Origin of the sequence: Kineococcus terrestris, assembly GCF_041020755.1 — a bacterium.
GTDB classification, from domain to species: Bacteria; Actinomycetota; Actinomycetes; order Actinomycetales; family Kineococcaceae; genus Kineococcus; species Kineococcus terrestris.
In genome coordinates this window covers 34,753-49,205 of record NZ_JBEUEI010000029.1, presented here as the reverse complement: position 1 = coordinate 49,205, position 14,453 = coordinate 34,753, and the positions used below count along the sequence as shown (strand labels likewise).

Sequence of the window (14,453 nt, the reverse complement as noted above, 5' to 3'; positions counted from 1 at the left end):
GCCTCCAGCGTGCGGGGGGGTGCGGACCCGACGGGGATCCGCGCCGCGGTGGGCGCGCGGGCCCGGCCCGCGGGCCCCCCACTACGGTGGCCGCCATGACCACCTGGGAGTACGCGACCGTCCCCCTCATCGTCCACGCGACCAAGCAGATCCTGGACCAGTGGGGGTCCGACGGCTGGGAGCTCGTGCAGGTCGTGACGGGCCCGGACGGCAACGGCCTCGTCGCCTACCTCAAGCGCCCCAAGGGCTGAGGGTGACCTCCCCGAGCGAGCGGCTGGCCGAGCTCGGCCTGCAGCTGCCCGAGGTCGTCGCGCCGCTGGCCGCGTACGTGCCGGCGGTGCGCGAGGGCCACCTCGTGCACACCTCCGGGCAGCTGCCGGTGAGCGGCGGGCAGTTGCCCGTCACCGGCAAGGTCGGCCAGGGCGACGGCACCGTCGACCCCGGCACGGCCGCCGAGCTGGCCCGCACCTGCGCGCTGAACGCCCTGGCCGCCGCCGCGAGCGTCGCCGGCGGCCTCGACGCGATCGAGCGCGTCGTGAAGGTGACGGGCTTCGTGGCCAGCGACCCCGCGTTCACCGGCCAGCCCGGCGTCGTCAACGGCGCCAGCGAGCTGCTGCAGCAGGTGTTCGGCGAGGCGGGCCGGCACGCCCGCAGCGCCGTGGGGGTCGCGGTGCTGCCCCTCGACGCGCCCGTCGAGGTCGAGATCACGGTGCGTGTCCGCTCCTGAGGCGCCCGGGCGCGGTGGCCCGGTCACCGACCGGGCCACCCGCGTCCTGCAGGACAACCCCGGCCCGCTGACGCTGGACGGGACCAACACCTGGGTGCTCGCCGAGCCGGGGGCCCGCGACGCCGTCGTCGTGGACCCCGGTCAGGACGGCCCGTCGGCCGCCGCGCACCGCGACGCCGTCCTGGCCCGGCTGGCCGGACGGGGCCTGCGGTGCGCGCTCGTCGTGCTCACCCACCACCACGCCGACCACACCGGCGCCCTGCCGCTGCTGCTGGCCGCCTGCCCGGGGGCCGGGGTCGTGCGCCGGGACGACGTGGCCGACGGCGAGGAGCGCGAGGTCGGCGGGCTGGTCCTGCGGTTCCTGCGCACCCCCGGCCACACCGCCGACTCGCTGTCGGTGCTCGTGCCCGCGGACCGGGCGCTGCTGTCCGGGGACGTCGTCCTGGGCCGCGGCAGCACCGTCGTCGGCCCCGACGGCGACCTGGGCGACCACCTGCGCTCGCTGGGGCGGCTGGCCGCCGAGCCGGACGCGGAGGTCCTGCTGCCCGGTCACGGCCCGGCCCGCCGCGACGGGCGGGCGGTCGTGCGCGAGCAGCTGGACCACCGGCTGCAGCGGCTGGAGCAGGTGCGCGCCGCGGTCGACGCGGGCGCGGGCAGCGTCGCGGCGGTCGTCCTGGCGGTGCACGGGCCGCTGCCGGAGCCGCTGGCCCGCGCCGCGCGCTGGTCCGTCGAGGCGCAGCTGCGCCACCTCGGCCTGCACCTGCCGGCCTGACCCCGGGGGGTCAGCGGGCGCGGCGGGCCAGGCGGTCGACGTCGTGCAGGACGACGGCGCGGGCCTCCAGGCGCAGCCAGCCGCGCGAGGCGAAGTCGGCCAGCGCCTTGTTCACCGTCTCGCGCGAGGCGCCGACCAGCTGCGCCAGCTCCTCCTGCGTCAGGTCGTGCGCCACGAGCAGGCCGTCGGCGATGGGCCGCCCGAAGCGGCGCGACAGGTCCAGCAGCGCCTTGGCGACGCGGCCGGGCACGTCGGTGAAGACGAGGTCGGCCAGCGCCACGTTGGTGCGACGCAGCCGCTGGGCGAGGGCCTGCAGCAGGTGCTTGGCGACCTCGGGGCGCCGCTGCAGCCAGGCCATCATCTCCTCGTGGTTGAGGGCCACGAGGTCGGACTCGGACACGGCGCGCGCCGAGCTGGTGCGCGGGCCCGGGTCGAACAGGGACAGCTCGCCGAACATCTCGCCCGGCCCCAGGACGGCGAGCAGGTTCTCCCGGCCGTCCGGCCAGCGGCGCACCAGCTTGATCTTGCCCGCGCGCACGACGTAGACGCGGTCGCCCGGGTCGCCCTCGGCGAACACCTGCTCACCGCGCTCGAGGTGCACCGGCTCCATGGAGCGCAGCAGCTCCACCGCGGCCGGCTCGTCCAGCGCGGCGAACAGCGGCGCCCGGCGCACGACGTCGCTGAGCGCGTCCCCGCCCGCGTCGACCGCCGCGTCCCCCTGGCCCTGGCTCACCCGTGCTCCCCTCCGTGCCGGCGCCGGGCCGCCACGCCCGTGCGTGGCCGGTGGTCTCGACGCGCTGCCAGTGTGCCGCACGTCTCACGATCGGGCTCGCCGCTGCGCGCGGGCCGTCCCCCGGCGGTGGGTCCCGGGCCTCCGCGGGCGGGCCGGTGTGAGGGGTCAGCCGGCGCTCGGGCGGCGCACGGGCAGCGGGCGGGCGCCCAGGGCCTGCGCGACGACGGCCAGCTCCTCCTCCAGGGCGGCGCCGTAGTCCTCCAGCAGCCGCAGCGTGCGCGAGACCTGCGCGAGCTCCTCGCTGCTGCGCCCGTCGGCCTCGGCCGGGCGCACCCCGGCCAGGGCGCGCAGGCCCGCGCCGGGGTCGGCCAGCGGCCCGCCGCGGGCGGCCAGCCACCGCTCGACGGGACCGCCCGCGGCGGCCGCCTCCACGGGCACGCGCAGGTCCTCCAGCTCCACGACGCCCGCGACGAGCAGGTCCCGGCGCGCGCGCACCAGCCGGGCCCAGTGGCCCACCCGGCGCACCTCGTCGGTGAGCAGGTCGCGGCGCCGGCGCAGCAGCGGCAGCGGCAGCGCGTCGAGCTCGGCGCGGGCGACGCGCACGGCCCGGCGCGCCGCCCCGACGCCGCCGCTCGTGCGCCCGGCCGGCTCGGCGGGCCCGGTGGACGCGGTGGACGCGGTGGACGCGGTGGACGTGGCGCGCTGCGGCTCCCGCGGGGCCGCCGGGACGTCCAGCGGCGCCGCCGGCGGGAGCACCAGCGGGGTCACCAGCGGGGCGTCCGGCGCGGCCGCCACCTCGAGGGCGGGCGCGTCATCGCCGGGGACGGCGGGTCCGGGGTGTTCCACAGGGTCCACGTCGTCGCCGGGACCGCCCGCCTTGACCGCGCGGGCGGCCGCCTCACCCTCCCGGTCCACGCGCCTCACCCGCCCGCGCGGGCGGCCACGCCCCGCCACCGGCCGGGCGGCGGGGTCCGCCGCGTCCCGACGTACCCTCGGCGCGTGGACGCACCGGCCCTGCTGCGCGCGGAGACACCCCTCGCGCGGACGCGGCGGGCCCGCAAGGTGCACCGCCTCCTCACCGAGCGCTACCCCGACGCGCACTGCGAGCTGGACTTCACCACTCCCCTGCAGCTGCTGGTGGCGACGGTCCTGTCCGCGCAGTGCACCGACAAGCGGGTCAACGAGGTCACCCCGGCGCTGTTCGCGCGCTACCCCTCGGCGGCCGACCTGGCCGGCGCGGACCGCGCGGAGCTGGAGGCGCTCGTGCAGCCCACCGGGTTCTTCCGCGCCAAGGCCGACGCCCTGCTGCGGCTGTCGGCGCAGCTCGTCGAGCGGCACGGCGGGCAGGTGCCGGGGCGGCTGGAGGACCTCGTCGCCCTGCCCGGGGTGGGCCGCAAGACCGCCAACGTCGTCCTGGGCGACGCGTTCGGCGTGCCGGGGCTGACGGTGGACACGCACGTGGGCCGGCTCTCGCGCCGGCTGGGGTTCACCGTCCACGAGGACCCGGTGAAGGTGGAGACCGACCTCGCCGGGCTGATCCCCCGCCGCGACTGGACGATGTTCAACCACCGGATGATCTTCCACGGGCGGCGCACCTGCCACAGCCGTCGGCCCGCGTGCGGGGCGTGCCCGGTGGCCCGGCTGTGCCCCTCGTACGGCGTGGGCGAGACGGACCCCGCGCGCGCCGCGCGGCTCGTCAAGGGTCCGGACGCGCCCGGAGGCCCCGGCGCGGCGGTCCCCGCGTGAGCGCGACCGGCCGCGCCCCGCACCCGCCGTCGCGGCCCGCGGCCGTCCCGGACGCGGGCCTGCCGGTCTGGCTGCGCCCGCTGGCCGCCGCGCTGCCCGGGCTGCGCGCCGAGGACGTCGGCTGGCCCGAGCACCGCCTCGACGACGGCGCGGACGCGCGGGACGCCGCCGTGCTCGTGCTCTTCGCCGACGGCCCGGCCGGCCCGGAGGTCCTGCTCACCGAGCGCGCCGGGACGCTGCGCCAGCACTCCGGCCAGGTCGCCTTCCCCGGCGGGCGCGCCGACCCGGGCGACGCCGACCCGGCCGCCACGGCGCTGCGCGAGGCCGCCGAGGAGACTGGGCTGGACCCCGCGGGCGTCGACGTGGTCGGCCAGGTCCCGGCGCTGCTGCTGTCGCACTCGCGGCACGCGGTCACCCCCGTCGTCGCGCACTGGCGCGCGCCCGGCCCGGTGGGCGTGCGCGACCCCGCGGAGGTGTCGCGGGTGGAGCGGGTGCCGCTGGCCGAGCTGCACGCGCCCGGCGCCCGGCGGCGCCTGCGCGGGCCCGGCGGGTACACCGGGCCGGCGTTCGCGGTGCGGGGGCTGCTGGTGTGGGGGTTCACCGCCGAGGTGCTCGTGCGGGTGCTCGCCCTGGGCGCCCTGGACGTCCCCGAGGCCCCCGGCACGCCGGAGCTGACCCTGGACGAGGCGCTGCGCTGGGCCGATGAGCGCGGCGGGCGGGTGAGCGGGTGACGCCCTCCCTCGTGCTGGACGTCCTCCTCGTGCTGCTGCTGCTGGCCCAGCTGGTCGCCGGCTACCGGGAGGGCCTGCTCGTCGGGCTGTTCAGCCTCGCCGGGCTGCTGGGCGGCGCGGCCGCCGGTGTCCTCGTGCTGCCGGGGGTGGTGGCCGACTGGGCGCCGGGCGCCCAGCGCACCCTCGTGGTGGTCGTGGGCACGCTGGCGCTGGCGCTCGTGGGCCGCCTCGTCCTCGGCGTCGTCGGGCTGCGGCTGCGCCGGGCCGTCTCGTGGGCGCCGGCGCGCGCCGTGGACGCGCTGCTGGGCGCCGCGGCGAGCGTGCTCGCGACCCTGCTGGTGCTGTGGGTGGTCGCGGGCGCGGCCCGCACCGCTCCCCTGCCGGGGGTGGTGTCCGCCGTGACGGGCTCGCGGGTCGTCGCGGCCGTCGACCGGGTGGTGCCCGCGCGCACCGCCTCGGTGCTCACGCAGTTCTGGTCCGCGGCCCAGGCCAGCGGGTTCCCCCGCGTCTTCGACGGCCTGGCGCCCGAGCCGATCCGCTCGGTGGACCCGCCCGCCAGCACCGTGCCGCAGACGGAGGGCCTGCGCGCCGCCCAGCCGGGGATCGTCAAGGTCACCGGCGTGGCGGCCTCCTGCCAGCGCGGCCTGGAGGGCAGCGGGTTCGTCGCCGAGCGCGGCGACGGCGCGGTGCGCGTGGTGACCAACGCGCACGTCGTCGCCGGTGTCAGCGCCCCGCTCGTGCAGCCGCAGGGCGTGGGGCGGCAGTACCCGGCGACCGTCGTCGCCTTCGACGCCCAGCGCGACCTCGCCGTGCTGGAGGTGCCGGACCTGGACGCGGACCCGCTGCCGCGCCGCGATCGCCTGGAGCCCGGGGACGCGGCGATCGTCGCGGGCTTCCCGCTGGACGGGCCGTACACGCTGGCCACGGCCCGCGTGCGGCAGGTGCTGCAGGCGCAGGGCCGCGACATCTACGACGCCGCGGTCGTCTCCCGCGAGGTGTACTCGGTGTACGCGACGGTCGAGCCGGGCAACTCCGGCGGGCCGCTGCTGACCGAGGACGGCGAGGTCGCCGGCGTCGTGTTCGCCCGCTCGCTGGACGACCGGTTCACCGGGTACGCGCTGACCCTGGTGGAGATGGACGCCGCGCTCGCCGCGGCCGGGACGTCGGCGGTGCCCACGGGGGCGTGCGCGGCAGCCTGAGCGGACGACGCTCTACAGGCGGGCCAGCCAGGAGGTCAGGACGGCGGTCATCCGCTCCGGGGCCTCCTCGGGCACGTAGTGCCCGGCGCCGGGCACCTCGACGACCAGGTGCGGGCCGTGCGCGTAGCGGGCGGCGGCGTCCAGGGCGGCGCGCCCGACGGTGGGGTCCAGCTGCCCGCGCACCTGCAGCACGGGCACGTCCGTGCCGGGGCGCAGCGCGGCGGCGAAGCGGCGGCCGTCGGCGCGCACGGCCGAGCGCACGGCCCAGCGGTGCTGCTCCAGCGCCGAGTGCGCCACGAACGGCACGCGCACGGCCTCGGTGTAGCGGCGCACGTCCTCCGCGGTGGGCCAGCCGGGTCCCGAGCGCGAGCGCAGCACCTGCTCGACGCCGTCGCCGCGCAGCAGGGAGCGCTCGGGCAGGACGGGCACCTGGCGGCGCAGCGCCGCCCCGGTCACCCCGGCGCCGGTGCGCGAGACGCGCTCGCGCAGCACCGAGCGCGACAGCAGGGGGTGCGCGGCGCCGACCGTCACCACGGCGCGCGCCTCGGCCGGGTGCAGCGACGGCAGCGCCCACGCGGTGCGCCCGGAGACGCCGTGGCCGACGACGACGGCCTCGCGCTCCCCGAGGGACCGCACGAGGGCGGCCACGTCGGCCGCGGACGTCGGGGTGTCGTACCCGCGGGGCGGCTTGTCGCTGGCCCCGTAGCCGCGCAGGTCCATGGCGACGGCGCGGTAGCCGGCCGCCGCCAGCCCCTCCAGCTGGGCGCGCCAGGCCCACCAGAACTGCGGGAAGTCGTGCAGCAGCAGCACGAGCGGGCCGCTGCCCAGCTCGGCGACGTGGAAGCGCGCGCCGTGGGCGGCGACCAGCCGGTGCCGCCACGGCCCCTCGACGAGGACGGCGGAGACGTCGGTGGCGGCGCGGGCCACGGGCGCCGGGCCGGCGGTGAGCGCGGTCAGCGGGTGCTGGCCGCGCCGCTGACGCCGGCCTTGACCGCGGCGATGGTCTCCTTGGTGCTGCGGATGGTGCGCTCGGGCGGGCGGACCTTGCGCACGCGCCCGAAGCCGATCGCGCCGGCGAGGCCCGCGACGGCCAGCAGGGCGACGGCGACGACGAGGTAGGACAACCACAGCGGCCAGCCGGCGCCCTCGTGCAGGGCGTAGGCGACGGTGATGCCGAGGAAGACGAAGGCGACGAAGCCGAAGACGCCCGCGACGGCGAACAGGCCCGCGCCCAGGCCGGCGTTCTTGACGTCGGCGGTGACCTCGGCCTTGGCCAGGGCGATCTCGTAGCGGACGAGGGCGGAGACGTCCTGGGTGGCGTCGGCGACGAGCTGGCCGATCGTGCGCTCCGGGACTGCCGGGGTGGGTCGGTCCTGCAGGGTCGCCATCACTTCCTCCTCCGCACCGCCGCGGTCAGCGGCGGGGCGCTCAGCCGGGCCGGTCGCGGTCTCGCGCGGCGAGGAGAACCCTAGGCGTCCGCGGGGTCCGCTGCAGCGGCAGGTCCCGCGACACGCGAGGGCCGGCATCGGCGGCGCGCGAGGAGGGGGTGGGGCGGGGTCGCGCCGCCGTCGGCGGGGGGACCGACGGCGACGCCCGGTCGTCCATGATCAGGGGGACGTGGCCGACCAGGAACGACGGTAGGGGCCCGCGGCCGCGCGCGCGGCAGAACCGACGAACCTGTGAGTGGGCCGGGGGTCAAGTCCCCCGTCCGGGGGTGTCAGCGGGTCCCCTCGTGGTCACCGGGTGACGCCGTCCCCGGTGCGGCGACCGGGCGCCAGCGGGCCACCACCGCGCGGTGGTCGCTGCCCGGCAGGTCCGCCACGACCGTCCCCGCCGGCTCCCACGAGGCGGCGTGGCCGAGGACGTGGTCGATGCCCGCGCCCAGCGCGGCGGGCACCCGCTGCGGCCAGGTGCCGCGCGCGCCCGTGCCGGTGGCGCGACCCGCGTCGACGCAACCGTCCGCGCCGGCCAGGCCGGGGTGGTCGAGCGTGGCGTTGAGGTCGCCGGCCACGAGCGCGTCCGGTGTCGCTCCGCACCAGTCCGCGACGGCGGCGACCTCCGCGCGCCAGGCCTCCAGCAGGGCGCTGACGGGGGCCGCGGTGTGGGCGGCGGCCAGCACGGGCCCCTCGCCCGCGACGGGCGCGGCCGTCACGACGGCCTTGAAGCCGTCGTCCAGCTCGCCGGTGTCGCGGTAGGGCCCCCACCGGTCGGTGACCAGCAGGGCGGTGCCGAAGCGGTCGCGCCCGTCACCGCGGTCGGTGCGGAAGAGCACCTGCATCCGCGGTCCGCCCGCCGCGGCCACGCGGGCGGCGACGTCGCGCGCGTAGGCCAGGTCCGCCTCGGGCAGGGACAGCGCGTCCGCGCCGTGCCTCACGACGAGGTCCGCGACGGCGTCCCGGTCGGCGGAGGCGAACCGGACGTTGGCGGCCACGACGGTGACGTCCGCCGGGCCGGCGGGCGGCAGGGACCCGGCGGACAGGCCGCGGGTCAGCGTGACGCCCAGCGACCCGGCCGCGGCGACCCCGAGCACCGCCGCGACCGGGGCGGCGAGCTGCCGGCGGAACCCGCCGCGCGGACCGCTCAGCCCGACGAGCCCGGCCAGCCCGGCCAGGCCCGCCAGTCCCAGCCCGAGGGGCAGGCGGAAGGACACCGCCCACGCGAACGGGCGGGTGCCGCCCAGGCCCCACCAGTGCGGGGCGGCGACGACGGCCGCCCCCACGGCCGCAGACACCGCCGTCCCCACGACGAGCGCCGCCCCGGCGCGCGGGCGCCGGCCGGCCGTCCCCTCCTGCACGCGACCACCGTGCCGCAGCGCGGGTCGCGGCGGGTGGCCGCCCCGCGCACGGGCGGTGCAGACCGTGTGCCCGACCCTCCCCGCCTCCTCCCCTCCCCTCCTCCGTCGTGATCACGGAGGGGTCGAGCGGGCGGGGTGGAGCGGGCGGGGTGGGGGGGCGGAGCGGGGCGGGGCGGTCAGTCGGCGGACGTCATCCCGGAGCGGATGGAGTCCATCACCGAGGAGTCCGTCAGCGTCGTGACGTCGCCCGGCTCGCGGTTCTCGGCGACGTCGCGCAGCAGCCGGCGCATGATCTTGCCGGAGCGGGTCTTGGGCAGCTCCGCCACGACGAGGATCGACTTGGGCTTGGCGATCGGCCCGATCTCCTTGCCGACGTGCGCGCGCAGGTCCGCGACGGTGTCCGGCGTCTCCTCGTGGCCGCCGCGCAGGATGACGAACGCGACGACGGACTGCCCGGTCGTCTCGTCGCTGGCGCCGACGACGGCCGCCTCGGCGACGTCCGGGTGCGACACCAGCGCCGACTCGATCTCCGCGGTCGAGAGCCGGTGGCCGGAGACGTTCATGACGTCGTCGACGCGGCCCAGCAGCCAGATGTCGCCGTCCTCGTCGCGCTTGGCGCCGTCGCCGGCGAAGTACTTGCCGGGGAAGCGCGACCAGTAGGTGTCCTTGTAGCGCTGCTCGTCGCCCCAGATGCCGCGCAGCATCGACGGCCACGGCTCCGGCAGCACCAGGTAGCCGGCCTGCCCGTGGGCGACGGGCTCGCCGGCGTCGTCGACGACCTCGGCGACGATCCCCGGCACCGGCACCTGCGCCGACCCGGCCTTGAGGGTGGTGACGCCCGGCAGCGGGGCGATCATGTGACCGCCGGTCTCGGTCTGCCACCACGTGTCGACGATGGGGGTGCGCCCGGAGCCGATGACGCGCCGGTACCAGCTCCACGCCTCGGGGTTGATGTTCTCCCCGACGCTGCCCAGCACCCGCAGCGAGGACAGGTCGTGCCGCTGGGGGTACTCCTCGCCCCACTTCATGCACGTGCGGATGGCGGTGGGCGCCGTGTAGAGGATCGTCACGCCGTACTCCTCGACGAGCGACCACCAGCGGTCCTTGTCGGGGGTGTCGGGGGTGCCCTCGTAGATGACCTGGGTGGCGCCGTTGGCCAGCGGGCCGTAGGTGACGTAGCTGTGCCCGGTGACCCAGCCGATGTCGGCGGTGCACCAGTACACGTCCCGCTCGGGGCGCAGGTCGAACACCGCGCGCGTCGTGTACGCGGTCTGGGTCAGGTAGCCGCCGGAGGTGTGCAGGATCCCCTTGGGCTTCCCGGTGGTGCCGGAGGTGTAGAGGATGAACAGCGGGTGCTCGCTGTCGAACGCCTCGGCGGTGTGCTCGGGGCTGGCGGCCTCCAGGGCCTCGTGCCACCACACGTCGCGGCCGTCGGTCCAGTCGACCTGCTCGCCGTTGCGCCGCACGACGAGGACGTTCGTGACGCTCGGGCAGCCCTTGGCGATCGCCGCGTCGACGGCGGGCTTGAGGGTGGTGGGCTTGCCCCGCCGGTAGGAGCCGTCGCAGGTGATGACGACCTTCGCCTCGGCGTCGTTGATGCGCGAGTGCAGGGCGTCGGCGGAGAAGCCGCCGAAGACGACGGAGTGCGGGGCGCCGATGCGCGCGCAGGCGAGCATCGCCACGACGGACTCGACGAGCATCGGCAGGTAGACCGCCACCCGGTCCCCGGCCCGCACGCCCAGGGCGGTCAGCGCGTTCGCGGCGCGCGAGACGTCCTCCTGCAGCTGGGCGTAGGTGACGGTGCGCCGGTCCCCCGGCTCGCCCTCGAAGTGCAGCGCGACGCGGTCGCCGTTGCCGGCGGCGACGTGCCGGTCGACGCAGTTGACGGCCACGTTGAGCTTGCCGCCGACGAACCACTTCGCGAACGGGGCGCCGGACCAGTCGAGGACGTCGGTGAAGTCGGTGTCCCAGTCCAGGGCGGTGCGCGCCTGCTGGGCCCAGAAGGCGAGCCGGTCGGCGGCCGCGGCCTCGTACAGGTCGGCCCCGGCGACGGCCTCGGCGGCGAACTGCGGGTCGGGGGCGACGGGCGCCGGCTGGCTCGGACCCTCGGTGGTCGTCATCGACGTCTCCTTCGGCGGTCGGGCTGGTCCTGCCGACGCGGCACCGGCGCCGCCGTCGGCTCGTGCAGGAGGTTAGTCCGGGTCCCGTCGCGCGCACGTGGCACCGGGTGGCGGCACCGGTGTGGCGCCCGCCACAGCGGCGGTGCCCGTCGCGTCCGCGGTCCCGCGGTCCGGGCGGGGCCGCGAGCGCGCCGTGAGGGTGGAGCCGGCGCTGGCGACGACGACGACCGCGATCGCCGCGACCGAGGTGGCCGGCAGCGCCTGCGACAGCAGCAGGAAGCCCACGAGCGCGGCCAGCGCGGGTTCCAGGCTCAGCAGCACGCCGAAGGTGCGCTCAGGCAGGCGGCGCAGCGCCACCAGCTCCAGGGAGTAGGGCACGACGGAGGAGGCGAGCGCGACGACCACGCCCAGCAGCAGGACGTGGACGTGCAGCAGGTCCGCGCCGGCGCCGGCCGCACCCGCCGGGGCGACGAGGACGGCGGCCACGACGCTGGCGACGGCGAGGCCGCCCTGGCCGGGCACGGCCGCTCCCACGCGGGCGCTGAGCAGCACGTAGGCGGCCCAGAACCCGCCGGCCACCAGGGCCAGCGCGACGCCGAGGGGGTCCAGGCGCCCGCCGGCGCCGTCGCCGCCCAGGCCGAGCGCGACGACCCCGGCCAGCGCCAGCACCACCCACAGCAGGTCGCGGGCGCGGCGGGTCAGGACGGCCGCCAGCGCCAGCGGCCCGAGGAACTCGCACGTGACCGCCACCCCGAGCGGGACCCGGGCGATGGCGGCGTAGAAGGCGGAGTTCATCGCGGCCAGGCTCACGCCGAACGCCGCGGACAGCAGCCACTGCCGCCGCGTCCACGTGCGCACCCGCGGGCGGACGAGGAGCGCCATGACGAGCGCCGCGCAGACCAGGCGCAGCGCCGTGGCCCCGCTCGCCCCGACCAGCGGGAACAGCTGCGCGGCCACGCCGGCGCCCACCTGCACGGACGCCGCGGCGCCCAGGACCATGACGACCGCGCCCGCGTCGCCGCGGCCGGTCGCCACGCCCTCCGAGCCGGTGGTGGAGCCGGCGCTCACCGGGAGGAGCGGGTCACTTGCGCCCGGTGCGCCAGCGCATGCCCCAGCCGTAGGCCTCGTCGAGGGCCTGCTGCCCGCCCTGGACGTAGCGCACCTCGCGCTGCACGGACACCTCGCGCCCGTCGGAGACGAGCTGGGCGATGGCGCACATCGGGGAGCGGTCGTCGTGCTCGTCCAGGCGCACCTCGACCTCGGGGCCCTGGGCGGGGTGCAGGGTGACGACGCCGTCGGCGGCCGCCCAGTTCGGCACGCCCTCGTAGATGAACGCGAAGACGAGGACGCGCTTGATCCGGGAGGGGTCGCGCAGGTCGACGTACAGGTTCTCCCCGCCGCCGCCGCGCCGGTCGTCGCCGTCCAGCCACACCAGCGGGTCGCCGGTGCCGCGGTCGCGGAAGGCGTTGCCGAGGGCCTGCACGACGCCCTTGGAGCCGTCGGCGAGCTCGTACAGGGCGCCGAGGTCGAGGTCGATCGCGCCGTCGCCCGCGGCACCGGTGGCGGCCTGCTTGAGCTTGGCGAGGAAGCCGCCGCCGGCGGGGGCGGGCGCCTGGCCGGGGCGGGCGTTCCACGCGAGGTGGACGCGCAGGGTGCCGCCGGTGGAGCCGGCCTTGGTCAGCGAGACGCGCGGCGCGGCCTTCGTCAGCGTGACCTTGCTGAGGTTCACCCCGCCGGCGGGAGCGCCGGCGGGCGGGCTCGCCGGGGCGCTGTCCGCGGGCTGTCCGGGCCGCTTGGTGTAGTCGATGGGCACGCTGCCTCCAGCTGTCCGTCCGCGACCGGTCCGCCCGGTCCGCGCACGGGCAACGCCCGCGCGCTCCCCAGCGTGCCCCAGGCGCCCGTGCACCACCGCCCCGCCCCACCCCCTGCCTCCGCGGTGGTCATGGAAGGGTGAGCGTTCACCCATCCATGATCACCGCTGGGGAGGAGCGGAGGAAGCCGACCGGGCTCAGGTCCAGGGGCCGGCGAGCAGGGCGCCGGTCAGCGGGGCCGAGGGGTCGGCGGCCAGGTCCAGGCCCGAGGCGGGGGCGCCGCCGCGCACGAGCAGGTCCCCGACGGCGGCGATCATCGCGCCGTTGTCCGTGCACAGCCGCGGGCGCGGCACCCGCAGCTGGATCCCGGCCGCGGCGCAGCGCTCCTCCGCGAGGGCCCGCACCCGCGAGTTGGCCGCCACCCCGCCCACCAGCAGCAGCGCGTCGACGCGGTGCTCGTGGCAGGCCGCCAGCGCCTTGCGGGTCAGCACGTCGGCCACGGCCTCCTGGAAGGAGGCGGCCACGTCGGCCACGGGCACCTCGCCGCCGGCGTCGGCGCGGGCCTCCACCCAGCGCGCCACGGCCGTCTTCAGGCCCGAGAAGGAGAACGCGTACGGCGGGTCGGAGGGGCGCGAGAGCGCGCGCGGGAAGGCGATGGCGCGCGGGTCGCCGTCGCGGGCGGCGGCGTCGATCGCGGGCCCGCCCGGGTAGGCCAGGCCCAGCACGCGGGCGACCTTGTCGAACGCCTCCCCGGCCGCGTCGTCGGTGGTGTCGCCCAGGTGCACGACGGGGTCGCGGGCCAGGTCGCCCAGCAGCAGCAGCGACGTGTGCCCGCCGGAGACGACGAGCGCCACGCAGCGCGCCGGCAGCGGCCCGTGCTCCAGGACGTCGACGGCCGCGTGCCCGGCGAGGTGGTGCACCCCGTACAGGGGCCGGTCGATCGCGAACGCGAGGGCCTTGGCGGCCGCCAGCCCGACCTGCACGGCCGTGGACAGCCCCGGCCCGGCGGTCACCGCGACGGCGTCGACGTCCGCCAGGTCCAGCGAGGCCGCCTCCAGCGCCTGCCGCACGACGGGAACCATCGACTCCAGGTGGGCGCGGGCGGCGACCTCGGGCACGACGCCGCCGAAGCGGGCGTGCGCGTCCATGCTGGAGGCGAGCGCGTCGCCGAGCAGGACGCCGTCGCTGACCAGCCCGACGCCGGTCTCGTCGCAGGACGTCTCCACGCCCAGGACGACGGGGGCGCTCACGCCAGCCCCGCGGCGGCGAGGATCTCCTGGCGCTGCCCGGCGGGCAGGCGGTCCACGTACACGACGCCCTCGAGGTGGTCGCTCTCGTGCTGCAGGCAGCGGGCCAGCAGCCCGGTGCCGACGATCTCCACGGGGTTCCCGTGCACGTCGACGCCGGTGACGCGGGCGCTGTCGGGGCGGCCCAGCTCGGCGTACTCGCCGGGCACGGACAGGCACCCCTCCCCGTCCACGTCCAGGCGGCGGCGCCGGCCGGTGGGCAGGTGCAGGACGGGGTTGACGACGTGGGCGACGACGTTGCGGCCGGTGGTCTCCGTCTCGTCGTCGGGGCAGTCGACGACGAAGACGGCGGCGTCGACGCCGATCTGGTTGGCGGCCAGGCCCACGCCGTCGGCGGCGGCCATCGAGGCGAACATGTCGGCGACCAGCTGCACGAGGTCGTCGTCGAAGGCGGTCACGGGGCGGCAGCGGCGGTGGAGGACGGGCGTGCCGTAGGTGGTGACGGGGTGCACCGCGCCGGTGCGGCCCTCGAAGACCACGGGCTCCCGCTCCCCCGGCCCGCCGTCGTGCTGG

Annotated in this window: 16 protein-coding genes; 6 read left to right on the top strand and 10 right to left on the bottom strand. The window is 77.9% G+C overall.

Translation table 11 applies throughout. The features are described 5' to 3' along the window. Positions 1–95 precede the first annotated feature (95 nt). Genes sp36 through AB8M62_RS15895 form a run of 3 tightly spaced genes read left to right on the top strand, consistent with a single transcriptional unit; the run spans position 96 to position 1,499 of the window. Entirely contained in the window at positions 96–251 is a 156-nt protein-coding gene (sp36, locus tag AB8M62_RS15905) for a Sp36 family protein (protein ID WP_369052658.1), read from the top strand. Between the two features lie 2 nt (positions 252–253). Next, positions 254–727 carry a RidA family protein gene (locus tag AB8M62_RS15900; RefSeq protein WP_369070176.1) on the top strand — a complete coding sequence of 158 codons (474 nt, stop codon included), beginning with the start codon at positions 254–256 and terminating at the stop codon, positions 725–727. Then, positions 714–1,499, top strand: coding sequence for an MBL fold metallo-hydrolase (locus AB8M62_RS15895; RefSeq protein ID WP_369070175.1), 786 nt, complete (start codon positions 714–716; stop codon positions 1,497–1,499). Before AB8M62_RS15900 ends, AB8M62_RS15895 begins: the two co-directional genes overlap by 14 nt. A gap of 10 nt (positions 1,500–1,509) precedes the next feature. On the opposite strand, the gene AB8M62_RS15890 is transcribed toward AB8M62_RS15895, so the two are convergent. Next, positions 1,510–2,232 (bottom strand): Crp/Fnr family transcriptional regulator, encoded by a 723-nt coding sequence (locus AB8M62_RS15890; protein ID WP_369052664.1) that lies wholly within the window; start codon positions 2,230–2,232, stop codon positions 1,510–1,512. A 165-nt stretch (positions 2,233–2,397) separates the two neighbouring features. After that, complete coding sequence (locus AB8M62_RS15885; RefSeq protein ID WP_369070174.1) at positions 2,398–3,147, bottom strand: hypothetical protein; 750 nt, start codon at positions 3,145–3,147, stop codon at positions 2,398–2,400. An 84-nt stretch (positions 3,148–3,231) separates the two neighbouring features. Here AB8M62_RS15885 and nth point away from each other — a divergent pair, with 84 nt between their 5' ends. The 3 genes from nth to AB8M62_RS15870 are packed head-to-tail and all read left to right on the top strand — an operon-like array spanning position 3,232 to position 5,908. Then, entirely contained in the window at positions 3,232–3,978 is a 747-nt protein-coding gene (gene nth / locus AB8M62_RS15880) for an endonuclease III (protein WP_369052667.1), read from the top strand. After that, on the top strand, positions 3,975–4,709 hold the full coding sequence (locus tag AB8M62_RS15875) for an NUDIX hydrolase (RefSeq protein ID WP_369052668.1): 735 nt from the start codon (positions 3,975–3,977) through the stop codon (positions 4,707–4,709). The genes nth and AB8M62_RS15875 overlap by 4 nt, the downstream gene beginning before the upstream one ends. Next, entirely contained in the window at positions 4,706–5,908 is a 1,203-nt protein-coding gene (locus AB8M62_RS15870; RefSeq protein ID WP_369052669.1) for a MarP family serine protease, read from the top strand. Before AB8M62_RS15875 ends, AB8M62_RS15870 begins: the two co-directional genes overlap by 4 nt. Before the next feature lie 12 nt (positions 5,909–5,920). Here the strand turns inward: AB8M62_RS15870 and AB8M62_RS15865 are convergent, their stop codons facing one another. The 8 genes from AB8M62_RS15865 to def form a co-directional block, all read right to left on the bottom strand. Further along, the gene (locus AB8M62_RS15865; RefSeq protein ID WP_369052671.1) at positions 5,921–6,835 is read right to left on the bottom strand and encodes an alpha/beta fold hydrolase; all 915 of its coding nucleotides are present in this window, start codon (positions 6,833–6,835) and stop codon (positions 5,921–5,923) included. A gap of 26 nt (positions 6,836–6,861) precedes the next feature. Next, on the bottom strand, positions 6,862–7,296 hold the full coding sequence (locus AB8M62_RS15860; protein WP_369052673.1) for a phage holin family protein: 435 nt from the start codon (positions 7,294–7,296) through the stop codon (positions 6,862–6,864). Positions 7,297–7,625: 329 nt separating this feature from the next. After that, positions 7,626–8,702 (bottom strand): endonuclease/exonuclease/phosphatase family protein, encoded by a 1,077-nt coding sequence (locus AB8M62_RS15855; RefSeq protein ID WP_369070173.1) that lies wholly within the window; start codon positions 8,700–8,702, stop codon positions 7,626–7,628. Between the two features lie 176 nt (positions 8,703–8,878). Continuing rightward, the gene (acs, locus tag AB8M62_RS15850; RefSeq protein ID WP_369070172.1) at positions 8,879–10,822 is read right to left on the bottom strand and encodes an acetate--CoA ligase; all 1,944 of its coding nucleotides are present in this window, start codon (positions 10,820–10,822) and stop codon (positions 8,879–8,881) included. A gap of 72 nt (positions 10,823–10,894) precedes the next feature. After that, the gene (locus AB8M62_RS15845; RefSeq protein ID WP_369070171.1) at positions 10,895–11,890 is read right to left on the bottom strand and encodes an EamA family transporter; all 996 of its coding nucleotides are present in this window, start codon (positions 11,888–11,890) and stop codon (positions 10,895–10,897) included. A 13-nt stretch (positions 11,891–11,903) separates the two neighbouring features. Then, on the bottom strand, positions 11,904–12,635 hold the full coding sequence (locus AB8M62_RS15840) for a tellurium resistance protein (protein WP_369052681.1): 732 nt from the start codon (positions 12,633–12,635) through the stop codon (positions 11,904–11,906). A 195-nt stretch (positions 12,636–12,830) separates the two neighbouring features. Continuing rightward, complete coding sequence (gene tsaD, locus AB8M62_RS15835; RefSeq protein ID WP_369052683.1) at positions 12,831–13,883, bottom strand: tRNA (adenosine(37)-N6)-threonylcarbamoyltransferase complex transferase subunit TsaD; 1,053 nt, start codon at positions 13,881–13,883, stop codon at positions 12,831–12,833. Continuing rightward, complete coding sequence (def, locus tag AB8M62_RS15830; protein WP_369070179.1) at positions 13,880–14,419, bottom strand: peptide deformylase; 540 nt, start codon at positions 14,417–14,419, stop codon at positions 13,880–13,882. The genes tsaD and def overlap by 4 nt, the downstream gene beginning before the upstream one ends. Positions 14,420–14,453 lie beyond the last annotated feature (34 nt).

Coding starts and splice junctions, on each gene's coding strand:
- sp36 (WP_369052658.1), top strand. CDS start 96: ATGACCACCTGGGAGTACGCGACCGTCCCCCTCATCGTCCACGCGACC.
- AB8M62_RS15860 (WP_369052673.1), bottom strand. CDS start 7,296: ATGGCGACCCTGCAGGACCGACCCACCCCGGCAGTCCCGGAGCGCACG.
- acs (WP_369070172.1), bottom strand. CDS start 10,822: ATGACGACCACCGAGGGTCCGAGCCAGCCGGCGCCCGTCGCCCCCGAC.